This is a genomic window from Pseudomonas sp. S2_H10, assembly GCF_054668285.1.
Genome location: NZ_CP162754.1, coordinates 2,179,133 through 2,199,666 on the forward strand (window position 1 = coordinate 2,179,133; position 20,534 = coordinate 2,199,666).

The window sequence follows — 20,534 nt, forward strand, 5'->3', positions numbered from 1 at the left end:
GGTTTTAAACGTTAAAAAATCTTGGCTGAAACAAGCGCTTGCACAACAAACTTGAGCATTGTCCTGATCCGTGAAAATGCGACGACGCAATCCGAGAGGAAAACACACGCCCCTTCGAAAATTGTAGCCGCCAGCCTTGAAATGGAATGCACGCAGGACGCCCGGGTGCACGCAGAGGCGAACTTCAACCGGCAGGAGCCAGCAAGACGCCGGGCACGCGTGGCGTTCAACAGGAAGGGATGCAAGAAGGGAAAAGCCAAACGCCAGACGGCAAAAAAGCCCGCATGAAATGCGGGCTTTTTGTTTGTATGGTGCACTCGACAGGATTCGAACCTGTGACCGCTCGGTTCGTAGCCGAGTACTCTATCCAGCTGAGCTACGAGTGCAATTTGTGTTTTTAGACCAGATCACAACTGGTTGAAGCCAAGTCACTTACATTACTATAAATGACTCTTAAATGGTGCACTCGACAGGATTCGAACCTGTGACCGCTCGGTTCGTAGCCGAGTACTCTATCCAGCTGAGCTACGAGTGCATTTGTTGCCGCGCATTATAGGCCGTCTAATCTCTATGTCAAACACTTTTTCTAGTAATTTCAACAACTTACCGAAAAAACCAGATTACGACGTACTAAGCAAATAATGGCGGAGAACGGGGGATTCGAACCCCCGACACCCTTTTGAGGTGTACTCCCTTAGCAGGGGAGCGCCTTCGGCCACTCGGCCAGCTCTCCGCAACACGGGGCGTATATTAACCAGCTTCTTCCCCGTTTGCAAACATAAAAAACGATAAAAATTAATGGCTTGGTTCTTCGTCCTTCTCTTTCTTGATACGCAGGTAAATTTCTTCCCGGTGAACCGCTACCTCTTTGGGGGCATTAACACCGATGCGCACTTGATTTCCTTTGACGCCGAGCACGGTCACGGTGATTTCGCCATCACCGATAATCAGGCTTTCTGCGCACCGACGAGTCAGAATCAGCATACCTTTCTCCTCACGCATTTCATTTCAGGGACAACAGTCTGCAAAAAAAAGGCAATCGACCTACAACCAAAACGGTCGAAGTCCTACATGCCTGAGTATTGACCAGCGCGAGCAAAAGAACAGCCAACGGGTCGCGCCTTGCAAAAAAACAAGGGGCGCGGTCAAACCGCGCCCCTTGGCAAACGCATCACTCGCCCTGGCGGGCCGGTGCGTCCAGTTCGAAAGCCGTGTGCAGGGCGCGCACAGCCAGTTCCAGGTACTTCTCTTCGATCACTACGGAGACTTTGATTTCCGAGGTCGAGATCATCTGGATGTTGATGCTTTCCTTGGCCAGGGATTCGAACATGCGGCTGGCCACGCCTGCGTGGGAGCGCATGCCAACGCCGACGATCGACACCTTGGCGATCTTGGTGTCGCCCACGACTTCACGGGCACCCAGCTCGCCAGCGGTCTTTTCCAGCACGGCTTGCGCCGCCTGGTAGTCGTTGCGGTGCACGGTGAAGGTGAAGTCGGTGGTGTTATCGTGCGCGACGTTCTGCACGATCATGTCGACTTCGATGTTCGCGGCACTGATCGGGCCGAGAATCTTGAAGGCAACGCCCGGGATGTCTGGCACGCCACGGATGGTCAGCTTGGCTTCATCGCGGTTGAAAGCGATACCGGAAATGATCGGCTGTTCCATGGTTTCCTCTTCATCAATAGTAATGAGGGTGCCCGGACCCTCCTTGAAGCTGTGCAGTACGCGCAGCGGAACGTTGTACTTGCCAGCGAATTCGACCGCGCGGATCTGCAGCACCTTGGAACCGAGGCTGGCCATTTCCAGCATCTCTTCGAAGGTGATCTTGTCCAGGCGCTGAGCCACGGACACCACACGCGGGTCGGTGGTGTAGACGCCGTCGACGTCGGTATAGATCTGGCATTCGTCAGCCTTCAGGGCCGCCGCCAGCGCCACGCCGGTGGTGTCGGAACCGCCACGACCGAGGGTGGTGATGTTGCCGTGCTCGTCGACGCCCTGGAAACCGGCGACAACCACCACGCGACCTGCCTTCAGATCACCGCGAATCTTCTGGTCATCAATCTGCAGGATACGTGCTTTATTGTGCGCGCTATCCGTCAGGATCCGCACCTGGTTGCCGGTGTACGACACCGCTGGCACGCCACGCTTGATCAGCGCCATGGCCAACAGGGCAATCGTCACCTGCTCACCGGTGGAAACGATCACATCGAGCTCACGCGGAACCGGTTGGCCGTCGCCACTGATTTGCTTGGCCAGATCGATCAGACGGTTGGTTTCGCCGCTCATTGCTGACAGCACAACCACCAGGTCATCGCCGGCATCGCGGAATTTCTTAACCTTGTCGGCGACCTGCTCGATTCTCTCGACGGTGCCGACCGAGGTGCCTCCAAATTTCTGTACGATCAAAGCCATTTCAAAGCCGCCTCTGCCCATGAAGGGCGCCCAAATAATCACTCAAACAGCGTTGCGGCCCGCCACTAGACTGCGAGCCGCACGTACTGCCTTATAGACCCTGCTCTACAAACGGAACGGTCAGCGCCAGTGCCGCATCCAGTGCGCCAGCGTCGGTACCGCCGCCTTGCGCCATGTCTGGACGACCACCGCCCTTCCCGCCCACTGCCGCAGCGGCTTGCTTCATCAAATCACCGGCTTTGAGTTGGCCAGTCAGGTCTTTGGTTACGCCTGCAACCAGAACGACCTTTTCCTCATGGACACTGCCGAGCAGGATCACTGCGCGGCCGAGTTTGTTTTTCAGTTGATCGACCAGCGCCAGCAGCGCCTTGCCATCCTGACCGTCCAGACGCACGGCCAGCACTTTCACGCCCTTGACGTCCTGTGCCTGGGCCGACAGATCGTCGCCCGCGGCACTGGCAGCCTTGGCTTGCAACTGCTCGAGTTGTTTCTCCAGCAGACGGTTGCGCTCCAGCACAGCCGACAGCTTGTCGATCAGGTTGTCGCGGCTGCCCTTGACCAGGTTGGCCGCTTCCTTGAGTTGTTCTTCCGCCGCGTTCAAGTAGGCCAGCGCTTGCGCACCGGTAACTGCCTCGATACGACGCACACCCGATGCCACACCGCCTTCGCTGATGATTTTCAGCAGGCCGATGTCGCCGGTACGGTTGGCGTGGATACCGCCACACAGCTCGACGGAGAAATCGCCACCCATGCTCAGTACGCGCACGTTGTCGCCGTACTTCTCGCCGAACAGCGCCATGGCGCCTTTCTGCTTGGCGGTTTCGATGTCGGTTTCTTCGGTTTCAACGGCGGAGTTCTTGCGAATCTCGGCGTTGACGATGTCTTCCAGCGCCTTGATCTGCTCAGGCTTGATCGCTTCGAAGTGGCTGAAGTCGAAGCGCAGGCGCTGACTGTCGACCAGCGAGCCTTTCTGTTGAACGTGATCGCCCAATACCTGACGCAATGCGGCGTGCAGCAAGTGAGTTGCAGAGTGGTTCAGCGAAGTGGCGTGACGCACGTCGGCGTCCACGTGGGTTTCCACCGGAGCGCCAATCGTCAGGCTGCCCGAATCCAGCACGCCGTGGTGCAGGAACGCGCCGCCGGTCTTGGTGGTATCGCGTACGTCAAAACGCGCGTTGCCCGCCTGGAGGAAACCACAGTCGCCGATCTGGCCGCCGGATTCAGCGTAGAACGGCGTCTGGTTCAGAACGATCACAGCCTCTTCGCCTTCACTCAAGACGTCGACGGACTGGCCATCCTTGTAGATCGCCACGATTTTTGCCGAACCGCTGGTATCGGTGTAGCCGGTGAATTCGGTGGCCACGTCAACCTTGACCAGGGTGTTGTAGTCCAGACCGAACGAGCTGGCCGAACGCGCACGCACACGCTGGGCTTCCATCTCACGCTCGAAACCGGCTTCGTCGATGGTCAGCTCGCGCTCACGGGCGATGTCGGCGGTCAGGTCCATCGGGAAACCGTAGGTGTCATACAGCTTGAACACCACGTCGCCCGGCACCACGGTGCCTTTGAGTTCAGCCAGGTCCTGCTCGAGAATCTTCAGGCCGTGCTCCAGAGTCTTGGAGAACTGCTCTTCTTCGGCCTTGAGGACGCGCTCGATGTTACTCTGCTGCTTCTTCAGTTCCGGGAAGGCTTCGCCCATCTCGGCGACCAGCGCGGCAACGATCTTGTAGAAGAAGCTGCCGGTGGCGCCCAGCTTGTTACCGTGACGGCAGGCACGACGAATGATCCGGCGCAGCACGTAGCCACGGCCTTCATTGGACGGCAGGACGCCGTCGGCGATCAGGAAACCGCACGAACGGATGTGGTCGGAAACCACTTTCAGCGAAGACTGATCGCCATTTTCGCAGCCGATCGCCTCGGCCGACGCGCTCAGCAGGTTCTTGAACAGGTCGATGTCGTAGTTGGAATTGACGTGCTGCATCACCGCACTGATCCGCTCCAGGCCCATGCCGGTGTCGACCGACGGCGCTGGCAACGGATGCAACACGCCATCGGCGGTGCGGTTGAACTGCATGAAGACGTTGTTCCAGATCTCGATGTAGCGGTCGCCGTCTTCTTCAGGCGAGCCCGGTGGGCCACCCCAGATGTGGTCGCCGTGATCGTAGAAAATCTCGGTGCATGGGCCGCACGGGCCGGTATCGCCCATGGTCCAGAAGTTGTCGGAGGCGTATGGCGCGCCCTTGTTGTCGCCGATGCGGATCATGCGCTCGACCGGCACGCCGATTTCTTTGGTCCAGATGTCATACGCTTCGTCGTCCGAGGCGTAGACGGTGACCCAGAGCTTTTCCTTCGGCAGTTTCAGGACACCGGTCAGGAAGGTCCAGGCGAAGGTGATCGCATCGTGCTTGAAATAGTCACCGAAGCTGAAGTTACCGAGCATTTCGAAGAAGGTGTGGTGACGAGCGGTATAACCGACGTTTTCCAGGTCACTGTTCTTGCCGCCGGCACGTACGCATTTCTGGCTGCTGGTGGCGCGGGTGTACGCGCGCTTTTCCTGGCCCAGGAAGCAGTCCTTGAACTGGTTCATCCCCGCGTTAGTGAACAGCAGGGTTGGGTCGTTGCCCGGAATCAAAGAGCTGGAGGCTACACGGGTGTGGCCTTGCTCTTCGAAGAAGCGAAGGAAGGCTTCACGGATTTCTGCGCTTTTCATTAGGTTCTTCCACGGAGGCTGCGGCCAAAGGCCTGTTCGAAACGTCAACAGACGAAGCGACGGCAAAGGGCCGCATTATATCGGCCCTGCGCGCGGGGTACAGCGTGTTTATACGATAGAAACGGTCAATTGGACGGCTAACGCTATCACTTGCGCGAAAAGTCGACGAATGTCGCGACGACCTGCTCGATTTGCGCCCGACTGACGTCCATGTGCGTGACCATGCGCAGACGCGCGGCAGCACTGAGCTTGATCCCGCGTTCGGCGGCAAACGCCTTGATCGCCTCGGCCTTGTCGCCCATCTGCACGTAAACCATGTTGGTCTGCACCGGCTCGACCTCGAAGCCCGCCGCACGCAGGCCTTCTGCCAGCAATTGTGCGTTGGCGTGGTCATCGGCCAGGCGCTCGACGTTGTGATCCAGCGCATACAGGCCGGCCGCCGCGAGAATCCCGGCCTGACGCATGCCGCCACCGACCATTTTGCGCAGGCGCCGGGCCTTGCCGATCAGCTCGGCCGAGCCGCACAGCACCGAACCGACCGGCGCGCCCAGGCCTTTGGACAGGCACACCGAGACGGAATCGAAATGTTGGGTGATTTCCCGGGCATCGACACCCAGCTTCACCGCCGCGTTGTACAGACGTGCGCCGTCCAGGTGCAACTGCAGGCCATGCTCGCGGGTAAAACTGCGCGCCCGGGCCAGGTACTCCAGCGGCAGGACCTTGCCCTGCATGGTGTTTTCCAGCGCCAGCAAGCGGGTACGGGCGAAGTGGAAGTCATCCGGCTTGATCGCGGCGGCGACGTGAGCCAGGTCCAGCGAACCATCGGCCTGCACTTCCAGCGGCTGTGGCTGGATCGAGCCGAGCACCGCCGCGCCACCGCCTTCGTACTTATAAGTGTGGGCCTGTTGGCCGACGATGTACTCGTCACCGCGCTCGCAATGGGCCATCAACCCCAGCAGATTGCTCATGGTGCCGGTCGGCACGAACAGTGCCGCGGCGAAACCCAGGCGCTCGGCCAGCTCGGCTTCCAGGCGGTTGACCGTCGGATCTTCGCCATACACGTCATCGCCGGTGGCGGCTTTGGCCATCGCGTCGAGCATGCCAGCGCAAGGTTGGGTGACGGTGTCGCTGCGAAGATCGATAACACTCATGAATCTGGCCTCGGTAAGCAGGGGAAATCCCTTTCAGGAAGGAATTACTGCGGGCATGGCGGTGAATATTCAACCCTTGGACCCGGATAATGCCCGCTAATAAAGCGAAATACTCGATAACAATCATCCAAAAGCATCGATGCGGATGCCGCAAATATGTGTTAAAAACGCTGCGCCGCCACACTTTCCGGCGGCAAAAACGTTCTCAGGGCGGGGTGCAACTCCCCACCGGCGGTAATTGCGCGCAATGCGCATAGCCCGCGAGCGCTTGCTGACAGACACGGCAAATGGCCGTGAATGAAAGCAAGGTCAGCAGACCCGGTGTGATCCCGGGGCCGACGGTCATAGTCCGGATGAAGAGAGAACGGGATTGGCACCAAAGGGCCGTCCGCCAGCACTCGTGCGAGCGCGCGTACCCTCAGATCCCCTTCGATTCATAACGCCCTGTTTTTCACACAAACAGGAGTCAGAACATGCAACCCACCGCAATCGACAGCAAAAGCAAAAACCATCACGGCGAACGCGTTGCGTTCATCCAGGCCTGCTGGCACAAGGACATTGTCGACCAGAGCCGTAAAGGCTTCGTCGCCGAAATGATTGCCCAGGGTTATCAGGAATCCGACATCGATTTCTTCGAAGTCGGCGGCGCCTTTGAAATGCCCCTGCACGCCAAGTTGCTGGCCAAGACCGGCCGTTACGCCGGCATCGTCGCCGCAGCCCTGGTGGTGGACGGCGGCATCTACCGTCACGAGTTCGTCGCCCAGTCGGTGGTCAGCGGCCTGATGCAGGTTCAGCTGGAAACCGAAGTGCCGGTGTTCTCTGTGTCCCTGACCCCGCACCACTTCCATGCCGGCGAAGAACTGCATCACAAGTTCTTCTTCGATCACTTCGTGCACAAAGGCCAGGAAGCGGCAAAGACCTGTGCCGATACGCTGCACAAGATTCGTGCGCTGCGCCGCACCGAGCCACGCGCGGTAGCCGTCTAAACACAAAACCTGTAGGAGCCGGCTTGCTGGCGATCGCGGTGGGTCAGTCAACAGTTCGTTAACTGGCAGTACGCAATCGCCAGCAAGCCGGCTCCTACAGGGTTTCCATCAGGCGAGGTTTTCGTCGGTGGTCGGCACGACCAGGATGCCGGCACGCAAACCATTCTTCACCTTGGGGTTCGGGAAGATGATCCGGGCGCCCTCCTCCTCGATGATCCAGCGGGTATTGGCGATGTCTTCCGCCAGCAGGTAACCCACTTCCAGCTCTGAAAAGTTCTCGATGTCCGCCGGCAGGTTCAGGCGGAAGCTGTCGCTGTGCTTGATGATTTCCCGCGCCACGCTGTACAGCTGCAAACCATCCAGCGCCTGTTCGGTCAGTTCCGGCTCGGTGCCTTCGATGATCTGCTTGAGGCGCGCCTCCAGCAGCGAGACATTGACCCCGTCGTTCTGACCGAACGGCCGAGCCTTGCCCAGTTCCAGGGTGAAGGCCTCGGCACCGAGCTTGTCGTAGGTGTAGGAGCTGAACACGATCGACGGCTTGTTCTGCAACAGCACCGCCTCCATGCCGGCGGCCCGCAGGCGCGCCAGTTCCTGACGCGAGTGCTGGCGGTCTTCTTTCCACGGGTACAGGGCGAACTGCTCGATCTTCGAGCCGCGGATCGCCGTGTGCAGGTCGTAATGCAGGCGCTGCCGGTCAGGCAGGCTGAAGAAACTCGCGGCCAGGCGTTCCAGCTCACAGGCACGCAAGGCTTCGGAGCCACTGCTTTGTTCGTGACGGCCGTTGAACAGCCGATTGACGTCCTGCTCGACGAAACGCTCGCCCTTGCGAATCGCTTCCGGGTTGCCGAACAGGAACAGAATGCGTGCACGCGGCTTCAGATCGCCGCGGGCGATGTCGTGCAACAGGCGATCGAGCAACTCGATCGGCGCTGTTTCGTTGCCATGGATCCCCGCCGACAGCAGCAGGTCCAGGCCGTTGTCACGCGCTTCAGGCGGCCGGACTTCCAGCGCACCTTCGCTCAACCAGCGCATGCGCACGCCTTCGACAGTCAGTTGAGTCTTCTCCGCCGGTTCGCGGCCGGCGAGGGTCAGTTCAAGCAGTTTGCCGAGGGCGAGCATAGAGCGGTTTCCTTAGTGGTCGTGGTTGCAATCCGGGCCGTGAACGTGATCCTCGTCGTCGCCGACGTCAGCCGGTTCCATCTCCAGTTGCAGACTTACCAGATTAGTCGCCAATGGGCGCAGCAGCAGGTTGGCGTACTCGGCATCGCCTTCTTCGACGTCCACGCCGATCAGCAACTGGCCACGGCCGTCCTGCTGGATCCACAGCTCTTTGCCTTGCCACAGTACCGCGACACGGGTGCAGGAAGTTTCCAGTTGCGTGCCGTCGGTGTCTTCAAGGATCAGCTGCAGGGAATCACTCATGTTTTACGCTCTCGTTTGAGATGAAGCGACGCGCTGCCATGGGAGGCCGCGCGCCGTCGATCAATTGATCTGGAATGGATAAACCGCGCCCAGTTTAAGGATTTGCGTCAGTTCATCCAGTGCCGTCCGGCACTCAAGCAGCAATTGCGGGTCCGCCAGATCGTTTTCGGTCATGCGGTCGCGGTAGTGCTTCTCGACCCATTCGGTCAGAGTGCCGTACAACGGTGCCGTCATGATAACCCCTGGGTTGACGGCCGCCAGTTCGGTTTCGTTCAGGGCCACGCGCAACCGCAGGCAAGCCGGGCCACCGCCGTTCTGCATGCTCTGCTTGAGATCGAAGACTTTCACTTCGCGGATCAGGCCGCCGGAGCTGGTCAAACCCTGCAGGTATTGCCAGACGCGCTCGTTGCCACGGCATTCTTCCGGCACGATCAACAGCATGGAGCCGTCAGGACGCGACAGCAGTTGGCTATTGAACAGGTAGGAACGAACCGCGTCTTCCACGCTTACTGCGGAACGCGGTACGCAGACTGACTGAAATTTCCCACCGACTTTGGCGAGTTTGCTCTGCAGTTCAGCGAGCATCTGCTCGGTCTCGAGGAACGCGTCCTCGTGATAGAACAGCACTTCGCCGTTGCCGACCGCGATCACGTCGTTGTGGAACACACCCTGATCGATCACCGCCGGGTTCTGCTGGGCGTAGACCACGCCGTCATCGCTCAGGCCGTGCAAACGGGCAACGGCCTGGGACGCTTCGAGGGTCTGGCGCGCCGGGTACTTCTGCGGCGCCGGGTAGCGGGTGTCGAACGCGCTGCGACCGAACACGAAGAACTCGACACCGGCTTTGCCGTACTCATGACAGAAACGCGTGTGGTTGGCCGCGCCTTCGTCACCGAACTGCGCCACGGCCGGCAAGGCGGCGTGGTGGGCAAAGTGTTTCTGGTCGGCGAACATCGCCCCCAGCACGCGGCTGGTGGTCGGGTGTTCGATGCTGCGGTGATATTTGCAATTGAGGTTGGCGGCGGTGAAATGCACGCGGCCGTCAGCGGTGTCGGCGCTCGGGCTGACGGTGGCGGCGTTGGCCACCCACATGCTCGAAGCCGAGCAACTGGCCACCAGCAACGGCATCGCTTCCTTGGCAGCGCGCTCGATCACTTGCGCGTCGGTACCGGCAAAGCCCAGGCGACGCAGCGCGGCCACATCCGGGCGCTCCTGCGGTGCCAGCACGCCTTGCTGGAAACCCATCTCCATCAGCGCTTTCATTTTCGCCAGGCCTTGCAGCGCCGCTTCCTTGGGGTTGGAAGACTGCTGGCTGTTGCTCTGGGACGCGACGTTGCCGTAGGACAGGCCGCCGTAGTTATGGGTCGGCCCCACTAGACCGTCAAAATTGACTTCATAGGATTTCATCAGCGAGGCTCCACGAGAATCTGTTGTTATAGGCTTGCGTAACTATTCAGTAAGACCGGGTCGCGGCCATCGCGGGCAAGCCCGGCTCCCACAGGTTCAGCATTGCTCACAAATTTCGTGTACGACGCGGTCCCTGTGGGAGCGGGCTTGCCCGCGATAGGCATCACGCCATCTTCACGCCAGGTGTCAGGGTGGCAGGCAACACCAGGCTCGGCGTTTCCAGCGACGCCACCGGGTACGCGCAGTAATCCGCCGCGTAGTAGGCGCTGGCGCGATGGTTGCCCGAAGCGCCTACGCCACCGAATGGCGCGCTGCTCGCGGCACCGGTCAGCTGCTTGTTCCAGTTGACGATACCGGCACGGCTTTCCAGCCAGAATTGCTGGTATCGCGCCTCGGAATCCGACAGCAGACCGGCGGCCAGACCGTAGGCGGTGTCGTTGGCCTCAGCGATCGCCGCTGCAAAATCAGCGTAGCGGATCACCTGCAGCAACGGGCCGAACAGCTCTTCGTCTGGACGATCGGCAACGGCGCTCACGTCCAGGATGCCCGGGGTCAGCAAGGCCGATTGAGCCTGAGGCTGAGTCATTTCCAGCAGCGCCACGGCGCCGTTGGCCAGTAGATGCTCCTGCGCATCCATCAACGCTTTCGCAGCGCCGAGGGAAACCACCGAGCCCATGAACGGCGCCGGTTGCTGATCGAAGGCACCGACTTCGATAGTCGCGCTGACCGCCACCAGACGCGCCAGCAACGAATCGCCCCAGGCACCCTGCGGCACCAGCAAGCGGCGGGCACAGGTGCAGCGCTGGCCGGCGGAGATGAAGGCCGACTGAATGATGGTGTACACCGCGGCATCCAGATCAGCGACCTGATCGACCACCAGCGGGTTGTTACCGCCCATTTCCAGCGCGAGGATCTTGTCCGGGCGACCGGCGAATTGCTGGTGCAGGTGATTGCCGGTGCGGCTGGAACCGGTGAAGAACAGACCGTCGATGCCGGGGTTCGCCGCCAGGCCGATGCCGGTTTCGCGAGCGCCTTGCAGCAGGTTCAACACACCCGCCGGCAGACCGGCCTCGATCCAGCACTTGACCGTCAGTTCGGCCACTTTCGGCGTCAGCTCGCTTGGCTTGAACAGCACGCTGTTACCCGCCAACAGTGCCGGTACGATGTGGCCGTTCGGCAAGTGGCCGGGGAAGTTGTAAGGACCAAACACCGCGACCACACCATGTGGCTTGTGGCGCAGTACGGCGGTGGCGTCGCCCAGCGGGCCGCTCTTCTCGCCGGTACGTTCGCGGTAGCTCTGCACCGAGATGGCAATCTTGTTAACCATGCTGGTGACTTCGGTCGCCGCTTCCCACAGGGGTTTGCCGGTTTCTTCGCCGATGGTACGGGCCAACTCGTCAGCGTGATTCTTCAGCGCGGCGGCAAAGGCTTCCAGCACCGAAATGCGCTCTTCCAGGGTACGTCGCGCCCAGTCCGGGAACGCCTGACGCGCCGCTTGCACGGCCGACTCGACCTGAGCGGCGGTGGCACCGGCACCGGACCACAGCACTTGCTGGGTCACCGGGTTCAGCGACTCGAAGACTTCGCCCTGACCTGCCAGCCATTCACCTGCGATATAAAGCGACTTCATTATTTCGACTCCCGAGCTGCGGACAACGCCACGGCGCGCACTTGATCGCCAGCGTTGAGTTGAAGACGTTTGGCGGTCTGCGGATCGACCACCAGGGTGCCGGCGGCCAGACGTGCCGGTGCAGCAGTGATGCGGCAGTCTTCGCGCTTGCGGTTGTGAATGATGAATGGCGTGGCATCGTCGCCCGGCGTGCCGACGGCCAGCACCAGTGCCTGGCTGTCGCGCACTGCGCGGATCTTGCCGGTTTCGCATTCGATGGCAGGACCTGCGTCGAAAATGTCGACGTAGCCTTGGTAGCTGAAGCCTTCGCCCTTGAGCATGGCCAGCGCCGGCTCGGTGTCCGGGTGCACCTGGCCGATCACGTTGCGCGCATCCGGCGACAGGAAGCAGGTGTACAGCGGGAATTTCGGCATCAGTTCGGCGATGAACGCCTTGTTGCCCACGCCGGTCAGGTAGTCGGCCTGGCTGAATTCCATCTTGAAGAAGTGCCGGCCCAGGCTTTCCCAGAACGGTGAACGCCCGGCGTCATCGGACACCCCTCGCATCTCGGCAATGATCTTGTTGCCGAACAGTTGCGCGAACTCGGCGATGAACAGCATCCGCGCCTTGGACAGCATGCGGCCGTTGAGGCCGGTGCGGTAATCGGCGTGCAGGAACAAAGAGCACAGCTCGGAGTTGCCGGTCAGGTCGTTGGCCAGGAACAGCGTCGGGATTTCGCGATAGATGTTCAGCTCTTGCGAAGCGCTGACCGTCAGGCCGACCCGGAAGTTGTACCAGGGCTCACGCAGGCCGACGGCGCCGGCAATGGCGGAAATACCCACCACGCGACCGTCGTCGTCTTCGAGCACGAACAGGTAGTCCGCATCGCCCCGCCCGGCTTCGCCGCGAAAGGTCTTCTCGGCCCAGCCGACCCGATGGGCCAGACGTTCTTCGTTGGCCGGCAAGGTGGTCAGGCCGGTGCCGGTGCTGCGGGCCAGGTCGATCAGAGCGGGTAAATCGCTGCTGCGTACGGGACGAACGATCATGCTATCTCCTCAAACGGGTCGCTTGCGCCACCCGTGAAACTTCGCTGCTTTCTAGGCATCAATTGCGACGTTAAACCGCCACCAGGCGCACGCTGGCACCCTCGCCGACGCCAAGGGCTTCGGCGGCTTCCAGATCCAGGGTCACCGGCTTGCCAGGCGCGTAATCGAGCTCGAGCATCACGGCGCGGAAATCCTGCAACTGGGCATTGGCCACCAGGTACTGGCGACCGACACCTTTGACCGGCTCGCCGATCTTCACCGGCACCACACGGCTCTGGGCGATCGAGCGGATCCCCGAGACACGGGCATGCAGGGTCGGGCCGCCGTCGAAGATGTCGATGTAGTGATCGGTCTCGAAGCCTTCGCGCATCAGGATGTCGAAGGTGATCTGCGCCCGCGGGTGCACCTGGCCCATCGCTTCTTGCGCGGAGTCCGGCAGCAGGGGCACGTAGATCGGGTAATGCGGCATCAGTTCGGCGAGGAACGTCCGGCTCTTCAGGCCGCACAGACGCTCGGCTTCAGCGTAGTTGAGGTCGAAGAAGTTGCGGCCGATGGCATCCCAGAATGGCGAGTCGCCGTTTTCATCGCTGTAACCGACGATCTCGGTCACCACGGAATCGGCAAAGCGCTCCGGATGGCTGGCCACGAACAGCAGGCGGCCACGGGAATTGAGCTCCGACCACGGTGAACCCACCAGGTCGCGCTGCACGTAGAAACTGGTCAGCAAGCTGTTGCCGGTCAGGTCGTGGCACTGCGAGAGCACGTGGATCTTGTTGTGGATCTTCAGCTCGCGCGAGGCGTGCACGAAGGTTTCGTTGCGGAAACTGTAGAACGGCTCGGAGTAACCGGCCGACGCGACGATGGCCGAGCAACCGACCAGCTTGCCGGTGGCAGCGTCTTCGAGGACGAAGAAATAGCTTTCCTCACCGTTGAAGCTCACTTCGGCGGCGAACGAGGCTTCGCTTGCCGCGATCTTGTCGCTCAGGCGCTCAACGTCATCCGGCAAGGAAGTGACACCAATCGGACTGTCCGCAGCCAGACGCTGTACCTCGCCCAGATCAGCCATTTGCGCGGGGCGCATCACCAGCATGGTGTCACTCCTTTCTCGTAAAACTCTTATAGGAAAAAACACCGGGTTCACCCTGAAACACCCCTTGTAGGAGCCGGCTTGCTGGCGATGGCGGCAGGTTGATCGCCGCAAGGCTTTCGGGCCTCATCGCCAGCAAGCCGGCTCCTACAGGTGTGGTGAGTCAGAGCGGATCCGGCATACAAAATTGGGTTCGACGCCTGAAAAGTCAGGCATCGAAGGGTCTATCAGGCTTGCGTCAGTTTTGCCGCGGCACGTTCGAAGCGATCCAGGCCGGCATCGATATCGGCGTCTTCCACCACCAGGCTCGGGGCGAAACGCACTACGTCCGGGCCGGCTTGCAGAATCATCAGGCCTTCTTGCTCGGCAGCGTTGAAGATGTCCTTGGCCTTGCCTTTCCAGGCGTCGCTCAGCACGCAACCGATCAACAGACCCAGACCACGGACCTGAGTGAACAGGCCGTACTTCTCGCCGATCTGCTCCAGGCGCGCCTTGAACTTGTCGTGCTTGGCATTGACGCCGGCCAGCACTTCGGGGGTGTTGATCACGTCGATCACGGCTTCGGCAACAGCGCACGCCAGCGGGTTGCCGCCGTAAGTGGTGCCGTGGGTGCCGACGACCAGATGCTTGGCCAGCGCTTCGGTGGTCAGCATGGCGGCAATCGGAAAACCGCCGCCCAGGCTCTTGGCACTGGTCAGGATGTCCGGCGTCACGCCGTAATGCTGGTAGGCGAACAGGTGGCCGGTACGGCCCATGCCGGTTTGCACTTCGTCGAACACCAGCAGTGCATTGTGCTCGTTGCACAGCTCGCGGGCGCCTTGCAGGTAGGCCAGTTCGGCCGGCAATACGCCGCCCTCGCCTTGAATAGGTTCCAGTACCACGGCGCAGGTCTTGTCGGAAACGGCGGCTTTCAGCGCGGCCAGATCGTTGTACGGCACGTGGGTGATGCCGGTGATCTTCGGACCGAAGCCATCGGAGTACTTGGACTGGCCACCGACGTTCACGGTGAACAGGGTACGACCGTGGAAGCTGTTGAGCGCCGCGATGATTTCGTACTTCTCGCTGCCATAACGGTCGAACGCGACACGACGGGCCAGCTTGAAGGCGGCCTCGTTGGCTTCGGCGCCGGAGTTGCAGAAGAACGCACGCTCGGCAAAGGTGGCGTCGACCAGTTTGTGCGCCAGGCGCAGGGCCGGCTCATTGGTGAACACGTTGGACACGTGCCACAGCTTGTTCGCCTGCTCGGTCAAGGCACCGACCAGCGCCGGATGCGCGTGACCCAATACGTTGACGGCGATCCCGCCGGCGAAGTCGATCAGCTCGCGACCGGACTGGTCCCAAACGCGGGAACCGGCGCCACGCACAGGAATGAATGCGGCAGGCGCATAGTTGGGAACCATTACCTGATCGAAATCGGCGCGTTGTACCGCAGCGTGCTCAACGGACATCGGAGTCTCCTGAAGAGAAAACACTCGCCTGAAACTGGCGAGCTTGGTGAGGATTGTAAGGACAGTTTTCAGCCCGGCCTTGCCGCCAAGCGACAACTTCTTATAGCGCAAACCCCGGATTTTCCCGGGTTTACGGCAATGCGACATATAGGGTCGCAAAGGCGCAGTTTAACTGGCGGCGGGTGTTTGCGGCAGGTCGCCGTGTCGTAACCCCTGCCGATTCGAAGAAGGCGGTAGATATGTACCGCGCGTCGTCGTCGTTTACGGGTTCTGCTGACGGTCTATCAACCGCGATGGTGGACCTCCCCCATGAATACCGAAAACCCCGACATCCCTGAGACTTTCAGGCCCGACGCGCATTATCAGCACCTGATGAACGTCATTCCTCCCTGGCTTCGCCAAACGACGCCGCAACGGCGCAAAGCGCTGAGCAACATCAAGCCAGGACTGCCCACCCGTATCAGGAATGCCTCTGAAGATCAGTACGCCGAACTCGGCCAACTCATCTCCAAACAGACGGTGAGCCAGAATCGGGTTGATCGGGCACTGGCTAACCTGCTGAACCCGGCAGCCTTCGCCGAACCCATGCTCAAGGGCGCACTCAAGACACGTTTCGGCGTTGACGCGGACGTCAACAACATCTTTCTGCGTCTTTACATCCCCGCGCACATACCCTGGTTGCGCCTGAAGTCCGGGGCCGCACGCATCTGGACCGTATCGTTGCTGGACGCCGCGCTGCACAACTTCGAAAGCGCCGAAACCGAGGCCGACGCCTTTGAGCCTGCCTCGACTTACATCACTGCGCCCTCTTCCACCGGGCAGTTCAGTACCCTGCCACAGATTCTGGACAAGATACCCATCGCGGCATTCACCCAGCTATGCCGTGAACTCGACATTGGCGAGCGCTATAAAAGCTATCTGGAAGACAATCTGGGCATCAGCAACCCGGTGACGGCGGCGGTCCTGCAAGCGAAAATTCGCCAAAGCCAAAAAACCGCACTGGCCACCGCCCTGCATATGGCGCAGATGCAAAACCTGCTGGCCAGCGACGATCATCGACTGCTCACCGATGCGCACAGGCAATCCTGGAAACCTCATGAACTGACGATCATGAATGCCCGCCTGACCGGCGTCGTGCTGTTCTCCCCGGATCTGGAGCGCGCTCGCGAGTCGGTGCGGGTAGTGGCCTGGATTCCTGACGACCCCGACCATCCCGTCAAGCAATACCCCTCATCGGCTGCATTCGCCGAGGAACTGAGCCAGCGCTTGCGGGTGCCCGACTATCAACAGTTTTTCAGTCGTTTCATCAGTCATGAGGACCGCGGTTACTTCTTCGCCGAACTGAACAACCGTCTCGACCCCATCACCTGGCAACCGGTCCCGCCTGGCGACCCTCGGCCGACCTGGCGAGAAAGCCCCAACCAGCGCCCCGACCTGCAAATGGCCGTCATCCCCCTCAGCGGCGACCTGTGGGTTCATCTGTATCAACGCAAACTCGACAAGATTCTCAATGACGCCCGTGTCATCGCCGTGTCGACGGCCACGGTCGACCGCAAGGCCCGATGGGCGTTATGGGACTCCTTCACGGAAATCGCCTCGGCACTGCTCAACATCGCCGCCTTCATCGCGTTGCCGTTCGTCCCGTTCCTGGGCGAATTGATGCTGGCTTACATTGCCTATCAGTTGCTCGATGAGACCTTCGAAAGCATTGTCGACTGGGCAGAAGGCCAGACGAGCGAAGCCTTTGAGCATTTCATGGGGATGGTTGAATCTGCAGTGCAACTGGGCACTTTCGCGGCAGGAGGCGCGATTGCCGCCAACGAATTCCGCGCGGTCCTGCCCCGGGAAATCGTGCAATTCATCGACCGCTTCAACTCGGTGAAACGACCCGATGGCGAAACCCGCTATTGGAAGCCCGACCTGACGGTTTACGAACAAAACGTCGCGATTGCCAAAGACGCGAAACCCGACGCGACGGGACTGCACACCCATCAAGGCAAAACCCTGCTGACGCTGGAAAACAGCCACTACTCAGTCACCGAAGATCCACTGACCGGGCAGCATCGCATCCAGCACCCCACTCGCCCCAACGCTTACCAACCGACCCTGAAGCATAACGGCAACGGGGCCTGGCAAACCGAACTCGACCAGCCACTGACCTGGGACCAGGCCACCCTGCTGCGCCGTATCGGCCCGGACATGCAGCGTTTTTCGCCGACCGAGCGCGAGCGCATCCTCAGCATCAGCGGCTGCCACGAAAACGCCTTGCGCAAGATGCACGTCAACGCCGAACAGCTACCGCCACTGCTGGCCGATACACTCAAACGCTTCAAGATCGATCAGGACCTGCAGACTTTCATCGAGAGAATCGGCAGCGAACGTCCAGAGCAATACCTGCAGGCTGATCCGGTCATGCAACTGGAATTGCTGTGCGATTACGGTGAGTGGCCAGCGGACAAGGGGCTGCGACTGCTCGATGCAACAGGAAACACCGTCTGGGAGCGCGTCAAGAATAACCAGGTCGTGGTGCAGATCAATCAAGCGCAGCTGGACGATGGCGACCTGATCAACACCCTGTTGCAACACCTCGACAACACCGACGCACGCTCAGTGCGCCGCTACCTGACAACGCTTGCCGCCGACAAACGGGAAACGCTCTTCAGTGAGCGCTACCGCAAAATCGAACAAGGTGCGCGCCCCTTGGTCCAGCGCATCATCGACAGCGAACCCGGCTTGCCAACCAGCCTCGCCGAAGCGCTGCTCGACAGCGCCAGCGCTGAGGAACGCCAGCTACTGGAGCGGGGAACTTTGTCCAAACGCCTCACTGAACTGGCACAGGAGGCCGGTTTGCAAGTGCGCGTCTCTCGCGCTTACGAAGGGTTCGACCTGTATTCGACGCGCAACAATCTCGACACCGATCGCCTGGCGTTGCACACGCTGGAACGCCTGCCGGGCTGGTCGGGGCAACTGCGCCTGGAAATCCGCCAATACACGCACAGCGGGCCGCTGATCGACAGCATTGGCGAGCCGGACGCGCCCTTGCGCAAGGTGCTGGTGTTGACCGATGAAGGGGCGTATCAGGCCTTCGATGACGCCGGTGAACAGCTCAGCAGTACCGACTCCCTCTATGCCAGCCTGTTACAAGCAATGCCCGACAGCGAGCGAATCGCCCTGAACATCAACATCGGTGAGGGCGATAAGCTCAAGCAATTGATTCGCACCCACGCGCTCACCCGAGAGGCTTTGCGTACGCTGCTGGCGCAACACCCAAATCTCAAGCCTGCATACGACCCGGCGGTCATGCGTTTGCTCGGCGGGAGCGATGGTTATCGCATGATGCCGGTCAATACCCCGTCATTGCAAAGCCACATCTATCGGCTGTTCCCCCATCTGAACGCAGAGGAACTCGAGGCCTTTGCCGCACGATTGCAACGAAATCCAGCCGGACCGCGGGTAGAACTCCAGCGTCTGTTTTATCAACACGCGCAATTGTTCGACGAACTGAGCGTCTGGCGCGATGAGATCCCGCTGTATGTTCCGGGCACGAATACAAGGTTGAGTGTCGAACAAATCGTCAGTCAACGGCATGCGCGCCGACAATTCATCGCCAGGCTGCTCGACTGCTGGCGGCGTCAGGCCACCTACGACAGCGCCCATGGCGAGCCGGTTTCCTTTGAGTTTTCCCAGCCGATTTTTGGCGAGCTGCCAAGGCTGAACGTCGATTTCCCTCAGGTGCGCAGCGTGATGCTTGAAGGTCATCGTGCCACCCGCGGCGTAAATGATTTCCTGAAAGGGTTTTCCGCGCTCAACCGCCTGGCGCTACGCAACTTCGAACTGGGTCAGTTGCCGGATGCCATTGCACAATGGCCACGACTCGACGCACTGATCCTCAGCGACTGCGCCGTGACCCTCACCGAGCAGAGTCGCGTCACCCTTTCCGCCCTGAGCCGACTGAGCGCGCTCGACCTGTACAAAAACCCGCTCGGCCTGTGCCCGTCCCTGGAAAACATGCCGTACCTCAACTACGTCGATCTTTCCGGTACCGGGCTGTCCGAACTGCCTCCCGGCCTGTTGACGCGACCACGCCTGCGGACCGCCCTGCTCAATGACAACCGGATCGAGGAACTGTCCCCCGCGCTGTTCAAGTTGCCCCGCAAAACTCAAGAAGGTTTCGACCTGGGTGGCAACCCCGTTTCCTCCGCCGACCGCGAACGGATAAAGATCCATTTCAATCAGACCGGGTGCGACTTTGGCGTCCTTGCCGAACAGGCCGACATCCAGCGCTTGCAAAGGCTCTACCCGCTAATGGATCAGGAAGAGGCCAGCGCATTCATCTATCGCCTGCCTGGAACCCTGGCCGAGGGTCGAATCGAAATAACGCGCCTGGAAACCGAGTACGACACCCTGCGTACCGTACTGGCCGCCTGGACCGCCGACATCCCCGCGCTGCACCCGGACACCGGTGAACCCTTTACCCCGCAGCAATTGTTGATCGAACACGCCACCCGCGATGAATTCAAGCAACTGATGGAACGCTGCTGGCGTCGAGAGACCGAGATGGACGATCTCAATCAGGTACTTGACCCCGGCTACGAGCTGGCGCTGACCACCATCATCACCGGCGAACTGCCTGAACTGCCTGCGGACTTCAGCCACGTCTCACTGCTGTACATGCACAGCGAAGCCGGGCTGACCGGCGGTGTCGAGGGTTTTCTGCGCAGTTTCCCCCATCTGAAGCACCTGACCATCCGCGAATACGCCCTGCACCAGATACCTGAGGCCGTATTCACCATGGGCAAGCTGACTTCACTGTCGCTGAGCGAGTGCGACATCACCTTGAACACACAATCCGTGCTGGCGCTGGCCCAACTGGATCGACTCGACTACCTCGACCTGAGCAACAATCCGCTGGGGCTGACTCCCGATGTCAGTCAGATGCCGAACATGTCGTCACTGCATCTGTCTCGCACGGGTATCACTGAGCTGCCGCCAGGCCTGCTGAAGCTGACGAGCCTGGATGTCGCTGACCTGAACAACAACGCTATCAGTCACATCCCCGACGACATTCTCGAGCTGCCACTGGACATAGCAGAAAGCATCAACCTCAGGGGCAACCCGCTGGATGCGCAAAGCGTGCAGACACTGATTGCCTACTTCAAAAAAACCAGCACCGATTTTGGCGTCGAAGCCGTGATCGAACAGGCTGAATTGGAAGTATCGAGCTCGGGGGATTCCGAACCGGACGAATAACCGGC

General features: G+C 60.4%; 13 protein-coding genes, 3 tRNA genes and 1 riboswitch. Of the genes, 2 read left to right on the forward strand and 14 right to left on the reverse strand.

Annotation, left to right across the window (positions count from 1 at the left end; translation table 11 throughout):
• Nucleotides 1–309: 309 nt before the first annotated feature.
• The 7 genes from AB4O16_RS09570 to ltaE all read right to left on the reverse strand — a co-directional run bounded on the left by AB4O16_RS09570 (nucleotide 310) and on the right by ltaE (nucleotide 6,274).
• Nucleotides 310–386: transfer RNA gene (locus tag AB4O16_RS09570), tRNA-Arg, on the reverse strand.
• 72 nt (nucleotides 387–458) lie between these two features.
• Nucleotides 459–535: transfer RNA gene (locus AB4O16_RS09575), tRNA-Arg, on the reverse strand.
• 107 nt (nucleotides 536–642) lie between these two features.
• A tRNA-Ser gene (locus AB4O16_RS09580) sits at nucleotides 643–733 on the reverse strand.
• A 62-nt stretch (nucleotides 734–795) separates the two neighbouring features.
• Nucleotides 796–984 carry a carbon storage regulator CsrA gene (csrA, locus tag AB4O16_RS09585; RefSeq protein WP_002554426.1) on the reverse strand — a complete coding sequence of 63 codons (189 nt, stop codon included), beginning with the start codon at nucleotides 982–984 and terminating at the stop codon, nucleotides 796–798.
• Nucleotides 985–1,171: 187 nt separating this feature from the next.
• Entirely contained in the window at nucleotides 1,172–2,413 is a 1,242-nt protein-coding gene (locus tag AB4O16_RS09590; protein WP_007971040.1) for an aspartate kinase, read from the reverse strand.
• 91 nt (nucleotides 2,414–2,504) lie between these two features.
• On the reverse strand, nucleotides 2,505–5,123 hold the full coding sequence (gene alaS / locus AB4O16_RS09595; protein ID WP_460157597.1) for an alanine--tRNA ligase: 2,619 nt from the start codon (nucleotides 5,121–5,123) through the stop codon (nucleotides 2,505–2,507).
• A gap of 146 nt (nucleotides 5,124–5,269) precedes the next feature.
• Complete coding sequence (ltaE, locus tag AB4O16_RS09600; RefSeq protein ID WP_460157598.1) at nucleotides 5,270–6,274, reverse strand: low-specificity L-threonine aldolase; 1,005 nt, start codon at nucleotides 6,272–6,274, stop codon at nucleotides 5,270–5,272.
• A 197-nt stretch (nucleotides 6,275–6,471) separates the two neighbouring features.
• Nucleotides 6,472–6,644, forward strand: a riboswitch (FMN riboswitch).
• A gap of 103 nt (nucleotides 6,645–6,747) precedes the next feature.
• On the opposite strand from ltaE, the gene AB4O16_RS09605 reads away from it, so the two are divergent.
• Nucleotides 6,748–7,260, forward strand: a complete 513-nt coding sequence (locus AB4O16_RS09605; RefSeq protein WP_150714775.1) for a 6,7-dimethyl-8-ribityllumazine synthase — start codon at nucleotides 6,748–6,750, stop codon at nucleotides 7,258–7,260.
• A 108-nt stretch (nucleotides 7,261–7,368) separates the two neighbouring features.
• On the opposite strand, the gene astE is transcribed toward AB4O16_RS09605, so the two are convergent.
• The 7 genes from astE to AB4O16_RS09640 form a co-directional block, all read right to left on the reverse strand.
• Nucleotides 7,369–8,379 carry a succinylglutamate desuccinylase gene (gene astE, locus AB4O16_RS09610; protein WP_460157599.1) on the reverse strand — a complete coding sequence of 337 codons (1,011 nt, stop codon included), beginning with the start codon at nucleotides 8,377–8,379 and terminating at the stop codon, nucleotides 7,369–7,371.
• 12 nt (nucleotides 8,380–8,391) lie between these two features.
• Nucleotides 8,392–8,682, reverse strand: a complete 291-nt coding sequence (locus AB4O16_RS09615; protein ID WP_064119940.1) for a hypothetical protein — start codon at nucleotides 8,680–8,682, stop codon at nucleotides 8,392–8,394.
• Between the two features lie 60 nt (nucleotides 8,683–8,742).
• On the reverse strand, nucleotides 8,743–10,089 hold the full coding sequence (gene astB, locus AB4O16_RS09620; protein WP_460157600.1) for an N-succinylarginine dihydrolase: 1,347 nt from the start codon (nucleotides 10,087–10,089) through the stop codon (nucleotides 8,743–8,745).
• Nucleotides 10,090–10,252: 163 nt separating this feature from the next.
• Entirely contained in the window at nucleotides 10,253–11,722 is a 1,470-nt protein-coding gene (gene astD / locus AB4O16_RS09625; RefSeq protein WP_371926013.1) for a succinylglutamate-semialdehyde dehydrogenase, read from the reverse strand.
• Nucleotides 11,719–12,744: an arginine N-succinyltransferase gene (gene astA / locus AB4O16_RS09630; RefSeq protein ID WP_160389709.1), complete on the reverse strand. Its 1,026-nt coding sequence runs from the start codon at nucleotides 12,742–12,744 to the stop codon at nucleotides 11,719–11,721. Before astA ends, astD begins: the two co-directional genes overlap by 4 nt.
• Before the next feature lie 70 nt (nucleotides 12,745–12,814).
• A complete protein-coding gene (gene aruF, locus AB4O16_RS09635) occupies nucleotides 12,815–13,834 on the reverse strand; it encodes an arginine/ornithine succinyltransferase subunit alpha (protein WP_460157601.1) in 1,020 nt (339 codons plus the stop codon).
• A 224-nt stretch (nucleotides 13,835–14,058) separates the two neighbouring features.
• Nucleotides 14,059–15,279 (reverse strand): aspartate aminotransferase family protein, encoded by a 1,221-nt coding sequence (locus AB4O16_RS09640; RefSeq protein WP_160389710.1) that lies wholly within the window; start codon nucleotides 15,277–15,279, stop codon nucleotides 14,059–14,061.
• A gap of 309 nt (nucleotides 15,280–15,588) precedes the next feature.
• Here AB4O16_RS09640 and AB4O16_RS09645 point away from each other — a divergent pair, with 309 nt between their 5' ends.
• Complete coding sequence (locus tag AB4O16_RS09645) at nucleotides 15,589–20,529, forward strand: dermonecrotic toxin domain-containing protein (protein WP_460157602.1); 4,941 nt, start codon at nucleotides 15,589–15,591, stop codon at nucleotides 20,527–20,529.
• Nucleotides 20,530–20,534 lie beyond the last annotated feature (5 nt).